The following is a 15,452-nucleotide window of genomic DNA, read 5'->3' as shown; positions in this document are numbered from 1 at the left end:
GTCAGTCCCTCTCGATGAATCGCCGGCTGATCCAGGAGACCAGCAGCACGCCGATGACCAGCAGCACGCCGAGTGCGGCGGCGAAGTCGGGTTCGCCTTGCTGGAGTCCGCGCTGATACATCACCAGGACCGGTGACGCCGACGCCCCGTCCGGGCCGCCGCCGCCGGTGAGCAGGTAGGGCTCGGTGAAGAGGTTGCCGCCGGTGATGATGGCCAGGATCACCACGAGGGCCGTGGCCGGGCGGACCGCCGGGACGGTCACCGACCAGAATCGCTGCCAGGCCGAGGCGCCGTCGACGGAGGCCGCCTCGTAGAGCTCCTTCGGCACGTTCTGCAGCGCGGCGAGGTACAGCAGGATGAAGAAGCCGAGCTGCTTCCAGGTCACGAACACGGCGATGACCGGCATCGCCAGGCGCTCGTTGACCAGCCACGACGGGTCCGGGGCGAGCGGGCCGAGGACCTTGTTGACCAGGCCGCCGGAGTTGAACAGGAACAGCCACACGCCGACGACGGCGACGCTGGCCGTCACGTACGGCACGTAGAACGCGATCCGCAGGAACGTGCGGGCGTGCACGACCCGGTTCAGGGCGTTGGCCAGGATCAGCGCGAGCGCGGTGGTGAGCGGCACGTTGATGACCCAGAAGACCAGGATGTTCCAGAACGCCTTGCGCACGCCCGGGTCGCTGAGCACGGCCCGGTAGTTGTCGAGGCCGACGAACGGGGTGTCGACGACGGCGCCGGGGGCGGCGAAGAAGTAGTCGTGGAAGCTCATCCAGATCGCGAACCCGAGCGGGTAGGCGAAGATGACGACGATGTAGACGGCGTACGGTGCGGCCAGGATCATGCCCACCGGGTGGCGGCCGAGGACGGTCGCCACCCGGTTGCCGGGGCTACGAACCTTGCCGCCCGCGACACCGTCGGCGCGGGCGGCGGTCGTCATGACCCGCTGGCCAGCTGGTTGACCTTGGACTCGGCGCCGGACAGCGCGTCGTTCACCGGCTGCTTGCCGAAGATCACCGCGTTGGAGTAGGCGTCGCGGAACGCCTGCCAGATCGCGACGGAGTTGGGCACGTTCGGCACCTCGACGGTGCGGCTGGCCTGCGCGGCGAACTGGGTGTAGGCCGGGTTCTTGGTGAAGTAGTCCGGGTAGGCCGCCTGCAGGTCGCTGCGCAGCGGCATCTGACCGGTTTTGTTCAGCAGCTCGCCGTCCTGCTCCTTGCTGGTGGCGAACTTCATGACCTCCCACGCGGTGGCCCGGTTCTTGCAGGCGCTGTACATGGCGACGTTCTTGGCGTCACTGAAGGTCTTGATCTGCTCGGCCGGCTTGCCGGTGGACGTCGGCACCGGCACCGCGCCCCACTTCACCTTGTCCTTGTAGACCGGAATCGCCCAGGGGCCGACGATCGCCATGGCCGCCTTCTGGTCGGCGAACGAGTCGCCGTTGTAGGTCTCCTTCGGCGCCAGGCCCTCGTCGTAGAGGGTCTTCCAGAACGCGGCGACCTTCTGCCCCTCCGGGCTGTTGAACTGGGCCTTGCCGTTCTCCACCAGTTGCTTGCCACCGGTCTCGGCGGCGAAGAGCGGGTAGAAGTCGAACCACGGCTGGAAGAACTCGCTCGACGGCGCGGGGTAGATGGCGGCCGGGGCGGCCCCGCTGGACTTGATCTTCCGGGCGGCCGCGAGGAAGTCGTCGTAGGTGGCCAGCGCGGGCTTCTCCGGGTCCAGGCCGGCCTTGGCGAAGAGGTCCTTGTTGTAGAAGATCATGACCGGGTTGGATTTCCACGGCAGCTGATAGAACTTGCCGTCGGGCGACTTGTACTGGTCGGCCGTGGCCCCGGTGCGATCGCTGATGTACTTCGCGGCGCCGTCGAACGTGTCGAGCGGTACCAGACCACCTTGTTTTTGAAAGCCCGGCACGGCGGCCGGCGATGTGTTGAAGATCAGGCACGGTGCGTTGCCGGCCGTGATCGCGGCCCCGATGACCTCTTCGGAGGTCTTGCCGGCCGGGATCTCCTGGGCGGTGATCTTCTGATCGGCGTGGGCCCCGTTCCACTGCTCGACCATGGCCTTGCCCCAGGCCAGCTCGTCCGGATTGTTGGACAGCCAGATATTGATCTCACCCTTGGCCGCGTTGGCCTGGGAGGCGTCGCCGCCGCCCTGGCCGTCACAGCCGGCGGCGAGGACGAGCGCGAGTGGTATGACGGCGGCGGGGAGGATGCGCTTCATTGCGACTCCGTTCAACGTGCGGAAGGTGCCGGCGCGGTCGAGCCCCGGACGACGAGCGCGGCCGGCGGAACGGCCACGTCGTCGACCGGTTCACCGGCGATGGAACTCAACAGGGTGTCGGCCGCCAGCCGGCCCCACAGGTAGGGGTCCGTGCTGACGGTGGTGAGCGGCGGGGCGATGTATCCGGACAGTTCGGTGTTGTCGAAGCCGGTGAACGACAGCTGCGACGGCACGGCGATGCCGTACTCCAGCGCGACGGACAGCCCGGCGATGGCCATCAGGTCGTTGGCGCAGACGATGGCGGTCGGAGGCTCGGCCAGATCCAGCAGCTCCCGGGTGGCCCGCGCGCCACCGGCGGCGGAGAAGTCGGCCTCCACCACGGCGGTGGCGGTCAGGCCTTCCGCGGCCAGGACGTCCTCGAACGCCTGGCGGCGGCTCGCGCCGTGCAGGAACCGGCCCGGTCCGGCGATGTGGGCGATGCGGCGGTGCCCGAGCTCGACGAGGTGCCGCACGGCGGCGGCGATGCCCGGCCGGTCGTCGACGAGCACCGCCGGAAAACCGCTGGGCACGTCCGGCCGCGCGATCGTGACGGCCGGCAGCATGAGCTCGCGCAGCAGCGCGATCCGGGGCTCACCGACCCGCAGGTCGAGCAGGAACACCCCGTCGACCCGCCCGTCGGCGGCCAGCCGCCGGTAGCCGGCCTCCTCCTCGGCGTCCGGCACGACCTGCAGCACGAGCGCCTGGCCGACGTCGGACAGCGCACGCTCGACGCCGGCGATGAAGGCGGGGAAGAACGGGTCGGCGCCGAGCAGTTCGGGCTCCCGGGCGAGCACCAGCCCGACGGCGAACGCCCGCGAGGCCGACAGCGCACGGGCCTTGTGGCTGGGCGTCCAGCCGAGCGCCTCGGCCGCCTCGAGCACCCGCAGCCGGGTCTCCTCGGCCACTCCCGGCCGCCCGTTCAACGTGAACGACACGGTGCCTTTGGAGACCCCCGCGGCGGCCGCGACATCCCGGATCGTAGGCCGTCCGATCTTGGTCATCGCACTTCCTCCCCGAGCATCGCTAAACCGGTTTGATCGGACCCTAAACCGGTTTGAACGACACCGCACGGCGAGCGGACGATCTCGTCGAAAGATCCAGATATGTGGGTACTTGTTGAGGCCGTATTTATGCGTGGAACGCCCAGGTAGCGGACCGTCACCTACGCGCGAAGGGACCAGCCGTGCGCCGCACCGTCACGATCGCCGCCGCCGCAGCCGCAGTACTCGCCACCACCGCGACCCCGGCCGCCGCCACCCCGGCCGGTTGGACACCGGTCCCCATCCCGCCGTTCGACGCCCCCGCCGGCGTCCTGTGCGACGTCCCCGTGCACTACGACGCCATCGTCAACCGGGCGATGACCAAGGTCGTGCAGGCCTATCCCGACGGCTCACCCAAACGCGAACTCGCCACCGGCGCCCTGTTCCTGCGGCTCACCAACCCGGACACCGGCCGCAGTACCGTGGTCGACACCAGCGACACCGCCGTCACCGACCACGACACCGACGGCTCCCGGACCATCCACACGGTCGGGCCCGTCATCGCCCTGGTCCGCGCGGACACCAGCAACCTCCCCCGCGGCATCTACGCCATCAACGGCCTCACCCGCGTGGAGGTCAGTGCGACGGGCTTCAAAACCATCACATTGATCCACGCCACCATCCACAACGTCTGCCCCGACCTCACCTGATCACCGCCCGCGCCGGAAGTTTCACGGGCAGTGCGCAGGTCGCCCCGTCCGCGCGCCCCTCACACGTTGCCGCCGACACGCCCCGCTGCCTACCGTCCGCGTCCATGAGCCACGGTCTCCGGCAAGCACTGGTGGCGCTCCTGACCGTCGGCGCCGTCGTCCTCGGCCCCGGCGCCCCCGCCGAGGCGGCCACCACCTGGTCCTTCAGCGACGGCTTCGAAACCACGGCGTCCCTGTGGTACGACGACGGCGACGGTCCGCAGGACTGCCCGCGCTACCGCACCTGCAACCCCGCCGAGGTCGTCGACGACGCGGACCAGGCCTACCGCGGCAGCGGGTACGCCTCGATACTCAACAACTCCGGATACGGCGCCAACTGGCTGTCCCTCGGCCGCCAGGTCCGTCTCACGGCCGGCGCGGCCCAGTGCACGATGGGCGCCTGGATCAACGTCGACTACGCCCGGAGCACCCCGGTGACCATGAACCTTGAGGTGATCCGGGTCGACGGCTGGACGTACGAGACCCTCAAGACGTTCCAGCTGACCGATCTGAGCCAGGTCGGCACGTGGCACCGCTACTCGACCGGCGCCTGGACCCCTGGGACACGCGACGTGGTCGTCCGCTTCGTGCTCGTCGGCCAGGAGTTCGGCGTGGTCGGCATCCACGTCGACGACGTCGGCATCACGTGCAAGGTCATCTGAACCGACCCCGCCTGACCGCGGACAGAGCCAGGCGGTCAGGCGGGGCCGGTCTCACACCTTGAAGCCGCGCTTGCGGTAGCCGATCACCTCGATGACGTCGAGCAGGTCGCACTCGCCGGTGGCAAGATCCACCCGGATCGGCGCGTTGCCGGCGAGCTGGGCGCTGCGGTCCCCATGGTCGAGCAGCGCCACCGAGTTGTAGGGCACGATCAGGAACGGACCGTCGGTGAACGCACTGTCGGGAATCGTGCGAACCTCATGTTTCGTGGTCCACTCCTGCGCATCCCGCTCCAAGAACGCGGCGGCGATTTTCAGGGCTTCCGCACGGTCCAGCATCTATTTCATCCTAAAGATCGTGTATTTGTCCCAGGTCGTGGCATGCCCCGCCGCCGAGCCTATCTGGAAGTCGTAGAACCACACCACCCCGCCCTGGTTCCGCACATTGAACCAGTGGCCCATGCCTTCGTCGGGGAATCCGCCGATGATGCCGCGCCCCCCGTCGCCCCACGACTTCACTTCATCCAGGACGGCGTCGAAGGTACTCCGGCGTCTCGGGGCCTTCCAGCCGGTAGCGCGTTCCATGTCGGAGACCGTCATGGCGCCGCGACCCTTGGCCGTCGCGGACTCGTTGCCGGCCCAGCGACTTTCTCCAGCGAGCGACGACTGCCCGCAGTTGTTCCGGTAGCCGTTCGGGTTGATCTGCGCCCGTTGTCTGGGTGTCCGCGGCAACTTGTACGTGACGTCGCCGTTGGCGCCACCGGTCCCGCCGCGGACGCCGTCCCCACCGACGCTCGTCTCGGCCGAGCCGCCGGACTGAGTTTCGGCCGGGATCTCGGTGGTGACGGGGTCGCCGGGTTTGGCGTTCGGATCGGAGCCGCCCGTGCGTTTGTTCTTCTGATACTCGTCGGCGGTCGACCCGCCACCTTCACCTGCGGGGTCGCCGCCGTACGGGTCTTTCTCCTTGGCGAGCTTCCCCATGTCATCGGCGATAGCCTCGGCGCCTTTACCGAAGCATTTGCTGCCGATCCACCGGATCAGCCGGGCCCCGTAGCGCAGCGCCATGCCGATGAACTGGCCCGCGATCTCGCCGCCCAGGGCCCACATCATCCCCGTGAAGAATTCCTTCATGAGGTCGTCCATGCTGAACTTCTTGTTGCCGGCCAGGACCTCGGCCATGTACACGGCGACCTGCGCCACGCCGCCGCAGACCATGGCGCCGAAGATGCCGCCCGCCGCGCCGACGGCGGCCTCGCAGACGCCGAAGACCATCAGCATGAACGTGAAGACTTCGATCTCGTGGAAGATCGCGTTCCAGTCACGCAGGCCGGTGGGGTCGGCCCGGTTGATCGGGTTGTTGCCGGCGTAGGCGTAGCCGTTCATCTGCTGGGGGTCGCCGATGTCCAGCACCGGGTCGACCGAGATGAACCGGCCCAGGTTGGCGTCGTAGTAGCGGGCGCCGACGTGTTCCAGGCCCGTCGCGGCGTCGTCGTCGCCGCCGACGAAGCTCTTCTCGCCGATCCAGCCCGACAGGGCGCTGCCGCGGGGGGCCCCGAACGGGGTGCGGCGCTGGACCTTCGCCTGCTGGGTCGTGGCGTTGACCTGGACGTAGCTCGTGCCGGCGGGGTCGGTGGCGATCCAGGTCAGGCCGGCCTTCGTGCGGACCGCGACGGCGCCGTTGGGGCCGGCGTAGTAACGGGTGCAGCTGACCGTGTCGGTGGCCTTGTCCAGGCGCAGCTCCATCGAGCCGAGGTACAGCGTCGTGGCGGTGCCGTCGCGGCGGACCAGGCGGTTGCCGCTGGCGTCGTACACGAAGCTGGTCGTCTTGCCCGGCTCGGAGACCTGGGTGAGGTGGCCCTCGACGTCCCAGGTGAGGTTCTGCGTGCTGCCGGCCGTGGTGCCGGGGCGGCTGGTCAGGTTGCCCAGGTCGTCGTAGCCGTAGTTGGCGGTCTGGGTGGTGCTGCTGCCGGTCTGCGTGGTCGACGTCGAGGTCAGCTCGTGCGGGTGGGCGGCACCGGGGCCCTTGACCGTGTAGTTCGTCGTGGTGACCGTGCCGGTCGGGGCGTGGTCGGTGCGCTTCTTCCGGTCGCCGCTGAGGTAGTACTCGAACGACTGCCAGTACGGGGCCGGGCCGCCGAGGGCGGTGGCCGACGGTGCGGTGGTGCAGTTGCCCGACGCCGGGGTCCACGCCTCGGTCAGGCGGCCCAGATAGTCCTGCTGGAAGCATTGGGTGTCGGTGGTGCCGCCGGCCGGGGCGTCGACGAGCTTGATGACGTTGCCGGAGTCGTCGTACTTGTATGTGGTGTCGGTGATCGTGTTCGGGCTGACCTGAGTGCGCAGGACCTTCGCGTTCTGCAGCCGGCCGGTGTCGGTCTCGTAGGTGTAGGACTCGTAGAGCGAGCCGCCGGTGCCGGTGGAGAGCTTGACCTGCAGCAGCCGGCCGAGCTCGGAGTAGGTGGTGTCGGCGACGTAGGTGCTGGCGACGCCGCCGTAGGTGGTCTTGGTCGTCTTCGGCACGCCCAGCGCGGTGTCGTAGGTGAACTGGACGGTCTCCGCGCCCAGCCCGCCGGCGCTGGGGTAGCTGACCGAGGCCGGGCTGCCGTCGATGCCGTTGTAGCTGGCCGCGAAGGAGTAGGTGCCGGCGAGCTTGGCCCCCTCGACCGATGGGATCGTCACCGCGGTGCCGGTCGGCTGGTACTGGTCGTTGAGGCCGGTGACGGCGGACTTGTACTCGTTGTTGTTGTCGTCGAAGCGCGACGAGGAGGTGAGCTGGCCCTTCGCCAGGGTGTCGTAGGTCCAGCCGGCGCGCTGGTGGCCGGTGGTGTCCACACCGTCGTAGACGCCGGTGACCCGGCCGAGCTCGTCGTACTTGTAGGCGAGGCTCTTCTGCCCGGTGGTGTCCACGCCGAGCGTGACCCTGGTCAGCTCGTCGCCGTCGTCGTAGCCGAACGTCGTCTTGCCCTTGTCGGGGTCCTGGGTCTCGCTGACCCGGCCGCGGACGTCGTAGACCGTCTTCCAGATGTTGCCCGACGGGTCCGTGACCTTTTCCAGAAGACCTTGGCGGTTGTACCCGTAGAGCGTGACGTCGGGCGAGCCGCTGATCGTGTTGCCGTGGTACTGCCGCAGCGCGACCGTGCGTCCGCCGATGTCGGTGACGACCGAGTGGGCCGAGGTGCCGAGCGGCGGCAGGTAGTCGGTGCGGTCGCCGCCGTACTTCGTGGTGGAGCGGAACCGTTCCACGCCCCCGGGCTGGAAGACCGAGGCCGTCGGGCGGCCCGCGCCGTCGTAGATGGTGGCCGTCTGGGTCGGCACGAGCGCCGCGTCGGCCGGCTCGACCAGGGCGGGCCCGGCCGCGGCCGAGTTGTAGTAGGCGCCGTAGGTCAGGTTCGCCCGGCCCAGCGAGTCGTAGAACGTGTCGGCGATGATCCGGCCGCCGGTCGCGACGGGCGACGTCGACTGGGTCTGCCGCTCGCGCAGGAACGAGTCGTAGAAGGTGTACGCCGTGACGTAGTTGCCGGCCGCGTTGAGCTTGCGGCTGGTGACGACCGTCGGCTTGTCGGTGTGGTAGTCGTAGTCGAACGACGCGTTGGGCTGCGTCGGGTGGGCGGCCTTCGAATAGCCCGGCTGCCAGCCCTGTGCGATCCGGCCCAGCGGGTCGTAGGTGACGTCGGTCTGCTTGTCGTTGGCGTCGAGCGTGGTCAGCGGCTGGCCCCAGGCCGGCTCGCTGGTGACCGTGGTGGTGAACAGCTTCGGGTCGATCGTCTTGATCTGGGTGACCGGGCCGCCGACCTTCGGGGTGTACTCCGTGGTCGTCTTGTGCTGCAGCGAGTCCGTGCTCTCCACGACGCGGCCGTAGCCGTCGTACTTCCAGACGCCGGTGGTGAAGTACTCCGGGGAGCCGCCGGACTGCCACTTCGACAGGATCTGCTCGGAGGTCTTGTCGCCCTTGGTCGGCGTCGCCCCGAACGCCTGCTCGTCGTAGACGCTGCGGGTGTCGTCGATGACGTCGGCGGCGCTCGCCGGCTGGCTCGAGCAGGCCAGCGCGTCGATGCGGACCTCGGACAGCGTGGCCAGCAGCCAGACGTTCGGGTCGGTGTTCGGCGTGTACGTGTATCGGGTGCACCGGGTGTCGTCGGCGACCGCCTGGTCGCCGGTGTTCTCCATGGTGACCGGCAGGCCGTAGTCGTTGAACGTCGTCTTGGCCTCGCCGCGCATCCAGCCCCGGTTGCCGTCGAGCAGGATGCGGGTGCGCACGCCGCTGGTGTTGACGAACCGGGAGTCGACGGTGAAGCCGTTGATGGTGCGTGTCGCGGTCGGGTTCGACACCCAGGCGTCCTGGATGCTGCCCCCGACGACGGTGTTGGTGACGGTGTCGTAGGACAGCGTCTCGCGGGGCATGCCGGCATACCAGTCGGAGTCCGGGACGGCCGGGCCCTCGGAGGCCTGCACGCTGACGTGGCGGGTGGTGTCGTCGGCCCGCCGGTCGCCGTCCATGCCCTGGTAGAACAGGGTCTCCACCAGGGTCTGGCGGCCCGGGTCGAGCACGGCGTCGCCGCGCAGCACCTGCACCCGGTCATAGCCGCGCCACACCGACCACGTCTTGTCCTTGGGCTTGACGAGGCCGTCGTCGTCGGCGAAGTGCCAGGCCGCGGTGCCGGTGTACTTGTACTTGCTGACGATGTGCTGCTTGCTCGCCCCGCTGTGGTCGGTCTCGATCACCGCGGTGACGACGTACTTGTGGAACCAGTCGATGCGGTCCGGCTGGCCCGGGAAGTCGCCCTTGACCGGCATGCAGCGCATCGTGTTGGTGTCCGGCGAGGCCGGCATGTGGCTGCCGGTGACGCACTCCCGGTCGGAGTAGTCCACGGTGACGTCACCGCCGGACTCGTTGGTGATCGTGTGCACGCGCCACCAGTTCATCGCCGGCTTGCCGTCGGAGCTGGTGTCGACGCGGTTGTTGAGCTGGATGCCGGCGAACTTCACGTCCGGCAGGGTCTTGGTGCCGCCGACGAGGCCGCTGTGCGTGATCGCGGACAGCCAGAGCCCGGCCCGGGTGTGGTCGCCGGGGTCCGGGTAGGTCTGGTGCAGCGTCCACGAGTCGACGTCCCGATACGCGGAGCCGCCCCACACGCTGGTCGTCACCGCGGACAGGCGCTGGGTCGACCAGAACGTGGGCGACCCGACGTGGCACGGCGTCGCGGTGCACTCCATGTCCCACGGCGTGTCCGTCCAGTGATCGCCGTCGTGCGTGGCGCAGTTCGACTCGCAGCGGTCGGCGTGGTCGAAGCGGACCTGGAACGGCGCGGTCCCGAACTCGGCGTCGCCGCGGGTGCCGTAGTCGGCCCGGTTGAGGAACACGCCGCGGTCGTAGGAGGCGAGCACATCGGGATCGGCGGCCTTCGCGTACTGGTTCGTCTCCTTCGTGTACCAGTACGACATCGAGTTGCCGTGGATGTCCTTGACATAGTCCAGGCTCCAGCGGTACCCCTGCTGGCAGAATGAGCTTTTGAACGCACTGGCGTGACAGGGCTCGCCGGCGTTGTTGCCGGCCACCGGCACGGTCGCGGCGGAGTTCGTCTCCGGCCGCCCCGCGGTCCAGCCGGGGATCCGGTTGAGGCCGAAGAAGTACTGCGTGCCGTCGAGGGTGGTGACCTTCCAGTACTCGCGGTTGTACGTGCCGTTGTCGGTGCCGGCGGCGCCGGTGAGCTTCACGACCCGGGTGCCGTCGTCCTTGCGCAGGTGCCAGGTGCCGTCACCGCTGTTGTAGAGCAGCTCCCCGGCGTGCCCGGACAGTGACAGCGTCGCGTTGTCCGTCGCCCAGCACTGGTCGCCGGTCTCGTCGGCGTTGTTGGCGCCGCTGCCCATGTCGTCGGCGCAGGCGCGGTACCGCCGCTCGATGAAGCCGCCGACGGTCGTCTCGAAGCCCTCGCCGACCCAGGACGGCTGGTTGTTACTGGCCTCGTTGCGCCCGTCGACGCTCTGCGAGGAGTACGCCAGGCCCAGCGCCGGGGCCGGCCCGCCGATCGCCGGCGGCACCCGCATCGGATACGACCAGGCGAAGTCCCCGGACGAGCTGCCGGCCTGCCAGGTGCCCGACGCCTGCAGCGAGGTCGCCGCGAAGTCGCCGGCCCCGCCCGACGGCGTCGACACGGCGGCCAGCAGCAGCCCGGCCGTGCGCGCCGCGGCGTCCGCCGCGGCCGGGGAGTGCGCCGTGCTCGGCGCCGCCCCCGGAACCGCCACGTCCGCGGTCAGCAGCGAGTGGTTGAGGTCGTTGACCGTGCGCACCGGCGTGCCCTGGCAACCCGGGGCGCCCGGGGTGCTCAGCGCGCACTCGGGCAGGGCCAGGAACGTGAGCCGGCTCGACCAGTCCGCGCCGTACGCCGACTGGAACGCCCCGTAGTCGAGCGAGACCCGCAGCGGTCCGGCCGCGACGCCACCGTCGCGGCGGGCCAGGCGCAGGACGATGCCCTTGCCGGCCGCGCGGGCCGCGGTGTCCTGGCCGTAGAGGCTGACCGCGACACTCGCCGGCGCGGCCCCCTGCACCCCGGCGACCGTCTGCGCGGCGGTGCTCGCGAGCGGCTGGAAGTACACCGGAATCGCACTGGCTTTGGGGCCCTTGGCGGCGGAGCCGCTGCGCAGCGTCTCCGTCGCCACCGCCCCGCCGAGGTCCACAACGCCAGTGGCCGCGGCCGGGAACCGCGCCGCCGGTGGTTTGTGCGCCGCGGCGGCGACGGCCGGATCGGGCACCCCGGCCGTGCCGGTCACCGTCTTCACCGGTACCGATGCCAGTTTCTGCACCGCCGGCGGGGTGTCGCGCTTCGGTCCGGCCATGACCGGGCCGTCGCCGACGACGGTGAGCGCGAGGGTGATCGGCAGCGCGAACGCCACCGTCCGGGTCAGTCTCGATCGGGCCAGCCGGCAAAACCCGGCCGCCGGCCACATCTGGGCACGGGCCACGTCAAATCCTCCAGGAGGTCGCGGAGCGGGTCACGGGGTGCGCGGCGGGATGGACTCGGTCACGTAGACGCCGGTCGCGCTGACGACCGCGGGCTGGGCGTAGGCGCCCTGGTAGACCTTGACGTCGTCGACACTGCCGTTCCACCAGTCGGTGTCGTGCGACGAGTAGGTCGCCCGGCCGATCCGCAGCGGGCCGGTGGCGTCCCAGGTGATCGTCGCGGCCGTGGTGCCCTGGAACTGGCCGTCGACGTACAGCGTCAGCGTCCCGGCGTTGGCGTTGTACACGCCGACCAGCTGGGTCCACTTGTTGTGCGTGACCGGGGCATTGGAGTAGACGCTGGGGATGTTCGTGCCGTCGGCGTCGGCGGCCGAGATGCCGAACCGCCAGTGGTCCTTGGTCTTGCCCTCGTATCCGAGCACGAACCCGGACGTGTGCGTGCCGTCCTGCGCGACCGCGGCGTAGTTGCTGGTGCCGGTCACGGCGCCGAGGTACACCCAGGCCGAGACGGTGAACGACTGGTTGGTGTGCACCACCGGACCGCTCGCCGCCAGCGACTGCGAGCCGCTGCGGCTGATCACGGCGGCGCTGCCGGGCGCGTTGAACCGGTCGTTGCCGTAGGTCACCGCGCCGACCGGGGCCACCGGGTGCCGCCCCAGGTCGTCGTCGCCGTTGCCGGTGAACTGCCACGACCCGGCTCTCGTGCCGCTGAGCAGGCTCACTTCGTCGCCGTCGAGGACCCGGTCCCAGACGTTCACGTCGGTGATCCGCCCGGAGAAGCCGATGTCATAGTTGCCGGCCCACTTGCGGTGGCCGATGTCGAGGCTGCCGGTCGCGGTGAAGCCGGTGGCGCCGGTGACGACCGCGGTCTGGGCAGCGCCGTCGACGTACAGCCGTATCGTGCCGGTGGCCGAGTCGAACGTGCCGGTCAGCAGCGTCCACGTGTTGGCCTTGGCGAGCGCGTCGGACGACACCGTCTTCGTGATCGGCCCGTCGACGTCGTTGCCGGCGAGCACGAACCGCCAGCGCCCGTCGGAACCGTAGCCGAGCTGGAACGCCGACGTGTGGATGCCCTCGCGGGTCACCGCCGCGAACGGGGTGGTGCTGGGCGTGCTGGTGAGCGAGACCCAGGCCGAGACCGTGAAGCTGCGCGCGGTGTCGAACTCGGGCGCGGAACCCGCGGCCGTGTTCGCACCGGAGATCGGCGCCCCGCTGTACGCCGTTGACGTCGTACCGATGACCCGGCCCGGCGAGCCGAGTACGACACCGGCCTGGGCCGGGATCGCGTCGTGCCCCCAGCCTGACGTGTCGGTCAGGACGCCCGAGCCGGCAGCGTCGCCGCTGACCCAGGTGCCGACCGGGAAGGTCGGGTCGCTCACCGCGAAGTTGTAGACGGCGGGCGTCTGCAGGGGCGAGACGCCGCCGGCCTTGTCGACCGACCAGACCTTCAGCTGGTTCGCCCCGCTGATGCTCGGGGTGAGCGACAGTGTCGCGCCGTGGTTCGCCGGGTTGGCGGCGATGGTCCGGGTCCCGTCGATCGGCGGTGCGGTGAACGGCGTCAGCGCGTAGACGTAATGGTCGACGTCCTCGGGGTGGACCGACGGTGGGGTGATGACGAAGTCACCGGTCTTGCCCTTGCTGCCGCCGAACTCGCCGTTGTTCGGGTACATGGCGGACGTGACGCCGCCCGGTGCGTTGGGTGCGGTCGCGTCGATGTCGAACTCGCACTGTCCGGGGCCGCCGGAGGTCGGGCCGAACCAGTGGTAGTCGTCGGCGTGCACCCGCATGCTGTAGCGCCCGTTGTCCGCCAGCCCGGACACGTTCACCGTCGCGATGGCGTTGTTGGCGACGTTGTCCGCGGTCACGTTGGCCACGTCCGTCCAGCTGCTGTCCGCGTTCTGCCGGGCCACCGTGAACGGGACGTACATCGTGTCACCGTTGGGGTCCCAGACGTGCGCGCGCAGGCTCACCGAGGTCGAGCGCAGGATCGGCCGGCTGGCCCCGGCGGTGCAGGCCACGCCCGGCTCCTGCGGCGTCGCGGCGACGCTGAGATAGTCCGGCGCCCACGGCGGGTTGTTGTACTCGACCGACAGGATCGGGTCGAGCTGGTAGCGCCGCCACGCGAACTCGTCGCCCTCGTTGTCGGCCCGCAGGCCGACCGTGGTCGCGCCGGAGCCGCTGTTCGTGGCGGCGGTGACCGCCGCCATCGCATCCCACTCGACGTTGCCCTTGGCGCACGCGCCGGAGCCGTTGTAGCGGCGGACCTGCGAGTTGCTGCCCATCTTCTGGATCCAGCCGAAGCCGGTCGAGTTGTCCCAGGTCATGCCGCTGTTGATGGCGCCGACCCAGTAGAGGCTGGTCGGGCCGGCCGGGCCGCCGCAGGCTTTGCCGGACCAGGACTGGGTCAGCGAGAACGTGGCCTTGGAGATCTGGGCGCCGACCACGCCGGAGACGTCCATCTGGAACAGCGACCGGACGGTGGAGACGCCCTTGAAGTTCTGGAAGCCGACCCGCACGACGCCGGAGTCGCTCTCGTCGCTGTCGCAGTTGACGCAGCTGCGGTCCCAGTAGGAGGTGCCGCCGTTCTCCTTCCACAGCATCGTCCAGTGCTGGCGGCCGCCGGGGAACGTCGGGTCGATCTGCACCGGGAACGTGGTGGCCGGGTCGGTCAGCAGCGTCGCGTCCGGCACCACGGTCAGCGAGCCGGCGTCGGCGGTGGCGTGCATCCGCCGCTGCCGCGGCTCCGGTTTGCCGGCGTCGACGTGACCGCGGTCGGTCTCCAGGGTCCGGCCGTTGACGCCGGCCCCCTGCGTCGGGCTCAGCGTGCTGGCCGAGTCCCACATCGTCGGGGTGGAGCCGCCGAACACGACCGCGCCGGCCGCGTCCACGGCGGACACGCCGCCGGTGACGGGGTCGACCTTCAGCGCCACGTGCTCGCTCTCGGTACGGAACCGCAGCGCCTTCAGCGCCGGGTTGGCCGCGGCCGCGCGGGTCTTCACGACGAGCACCTCGGCGAAGCCGTCGACGTCCGCGGTCAGCTTGAGGTCCACGCCGGGCAGGACGTCCGGGTAGATCGCCGAGGCGCCGGACAGCACCGGCGCCGGCAGCGGCGAGTCGTCGATCCAGCGCAGTGCGAGGCGCTGGTCGCCCCGGCGGATCTGCGCGATCGGCCCCGTCCCGCCGCCGGAGAACGCGATGGCCAGTGCGGAGGCCCGCGGGGCCACACCGCCGTCGGCCGCGCGGACCAGGCTCGCGTCGGTCTTCACCCACGAGCCGTCGGCCCGCTTGACCCGGGCCGGCTTGAGCGTGCTCACGAACGTGTAGTTGCCGCCCGGGTTGGCGAACACCTGCGCGGTCTCGGTCCGCCGGGAGAGCACCTCCACCCGCCCGTCGCAGGCCTTCGCCAGCGCCGAGGCGGCGGCGTCGGAGCCGGCGGTGTCCACACAGGACGGTGCCTGGGCCTGGACGGTCGCCGGCGGCAGCGCGACCGCACCCACCACGGCGAATGTGACGAACGAAACAAGCGCCGATAAACGGCGCATGGCCGAGCTGGGCATGACGCCCTCCCCGTTTCCCCCTTGGCGGCCGAACAGACCGAGGGCTATCTAAGGATGCGCATGCGACAACTGTCAATGATTACTTTCAGCGATCTCCCAGGAACGCGTATTGCCAGCTCAGCGTGGCCTTCAATCGACGATAGAGGATCGAGAGCGAGCCGATAGGGCCCAGCCCTATAAGCCGCCGATTCGAAAGTCGGGAGCTTTAGTCCTGATTGACAAATGGCGAAAATACCGTGCCCGTTTCCGGGCCCGGTATTGTTCGGCGACACCGCGAATCACGGTGTCGG

General features: G+C 69.9%; 8 protein-coding genes. 2 read left to right on the top strand and 6 right to left on the bottom strand.

Annotated elements, in window-relative coordinates:
- Position 1: 1 nt before the first annotated feature.
- From ACIA8L_RS29420 to ACIA8L_RS29410, 3 genes are read right to left on the bottom strand one after another with little or no spacing between them, the layout of a single operon-like run.
- Entirely contained in the window at positions 2-940 is a 939-nt protein-coding gene (locus tag ACIA8L_RS29420) for a carbohydrate ABC transporter permease (protein ID WP_395909775.1), read from the bottom strand.
- Positions 937-2,223, bottom strand: coding sequence for an ABC transporter substrate-binding protein (locus ACIA8L_RS29415; protein ID WP_395909774.1), 1,287 nt, complete (start codon positions 2,221-2,223; stop codon positions 937-939). Before ACIA8L_RS29415 ends, ACIA8L_RS29420 begins: the two co-directional genes overlap by 4 nt.
- 11 nt (positions 2,224-2,234) lie before the next feature.
- The gene (locus ACIA8L_RS29410; protein ID WP_395909773.1) at positions 2,235-3,263 is read right to left on the bottom strand and encodes a LacI family DNA-binding transcriptional regulator; all 1,029 of its coding nucleotides are present in this window, start codon (positions 3,261-3,263) and stop codon (positions 2,235-2,237) included.
- A gap of 182 nt (positions 3,264-3,445) precedes the next feature.
- Here ACIA8L_RS29410 and ACIA8L_RS29405 point away from each other — a divergent pair, with 182 nt between their 5' ends.
- Together ACIA8L_RS29405 and ACIA8L_RS29400 are read left to right on the top strand one after the other, a co-directional pair.
- Positions 3,446-3,952, top strand: coding sequence for a hypothetical protein (locus ACIA8L_RS29405; protein WP_395909772.1), 507 nt, complete (start codon positions 3,446-3,448; stop codon positions 3,950-3,952).
- Between the two features lie 104 nt (positions 3,953-4,056).
- Positions 4,057-4,653: a hypothetical protein gene (locus ACIA8L_RS29400; protein ID WP_395909771.1), complete on the top strand. Its 597-nt coding sequence runs from the start codon at positions 4,057-4,059 to the stop codon at positions 4,651-4,653.
- Between the two features lie 51 nt (positions 4,654-4,704).
- On the opposite strand, the gene ACIA8L_RS29395 is transcribed toward ACIA8L_RS29400, so the two are convergent.
- The 3 genes from ACIA8L_RS29395 to ACIA8L_RS29385 are packed head-to-tail and all read right to left on the bottom strand — an operon-like array spanning position 4,705 to position 15,162.
- Positions 4,705-4,989: a hypothetical protein gene (locus tag ACIA8L_RS29395; RefSeq protein WP_395909770.1), complete on the bottom strand. Its 285-nt coding sequence runs from the start codon at positions 4,987-4,989 to the stop codon at positions 4,705-4,707.
- Entirely contained in the window at positions 4,990-11,607 is a 6,618-nt protein-coding gene (locus ACIA8L_RS29390) for an RHS repeat domain-containing protein (RefSeq protein WP_395909769.1), read from the bottom strand. It abuts the gene before it with no gap.
- Positions 11,608-11,637: 30 nt separating this feature from the next.
- Entirely contained in the window at positions 11,638-15,162 is a 3,525-nt protein-coding gene (locus tag ACIA8L_RS29385; protein ID WP_395909768.1) for a LamG-like jellyroll fold domain-containing protein, read from the bottom strand.
- Positions 15,163-15,452 lie beyond the last annotated feature (290 nt).

The sequence above is a fragment of the Dactylosporangium sp. NPDC051541 genome, assembly GCF_044454505.1.
Lineage (GTDB): Bacteria > Actinomycetota > Actinomycetes > Mycobacteriales > Micromonosporaceae > Dactylosporangium.
This window is presented reverse-complemented; position numbering and strand designations above follow the sequence as displayed.

What these genes read in the sequence shown, in the direction of transcription:
- ACIA8L_RS29420 (WP_395909775.1), bottom strand. Translation starts at nt 940, where the DNA reads ATGACGACCGCCGCCCGCGCCGACGGTGTCGCGGGCGGCAAGGTTCGT.
- ACIA8L_RS29415 (WP_395909774.1), bottom strand. Translation starts at nt 2,223, where the DNA reads ATGAAGCGCATCCTCCCCGCCGCCGTCATACCACTCGCGCTCGTCCTC.
- ACIA8L_RS29410 (WP_395909773.1), bottom strand. Translation starts at nt 3,263, where the DNA reads ATGACCAAGATCGGACGGCCTACGATCCGGGATGTCGCGGCCGCCGCG.
- ACIA8L_RS29400 (WP_395909771.1), top strand. Translation starts at nt 4,057, where the DNA reads ATGAGCCACGGTCTCCGGCAAGCACTGGTGGCGCTCCTGACCGTCGGC.
- ACIA8L_RS29395 (WP_395909770.1), bottom strand. Translation starts at nt 4,989, where the DNA reads ATGCTGGACCGTGCGGAAGCCCTGAAAATCGCCGCCGCGTTCTTGGAG.
- ACIA8L_RS29385 (WP_395909768.1), bottom strand. Translation starts at nt 15,162, where the DNA reads ATGCCCAGCTCGGCCATGCGCCGTTTATCGGCGCTTGTTTCGTTCGTC.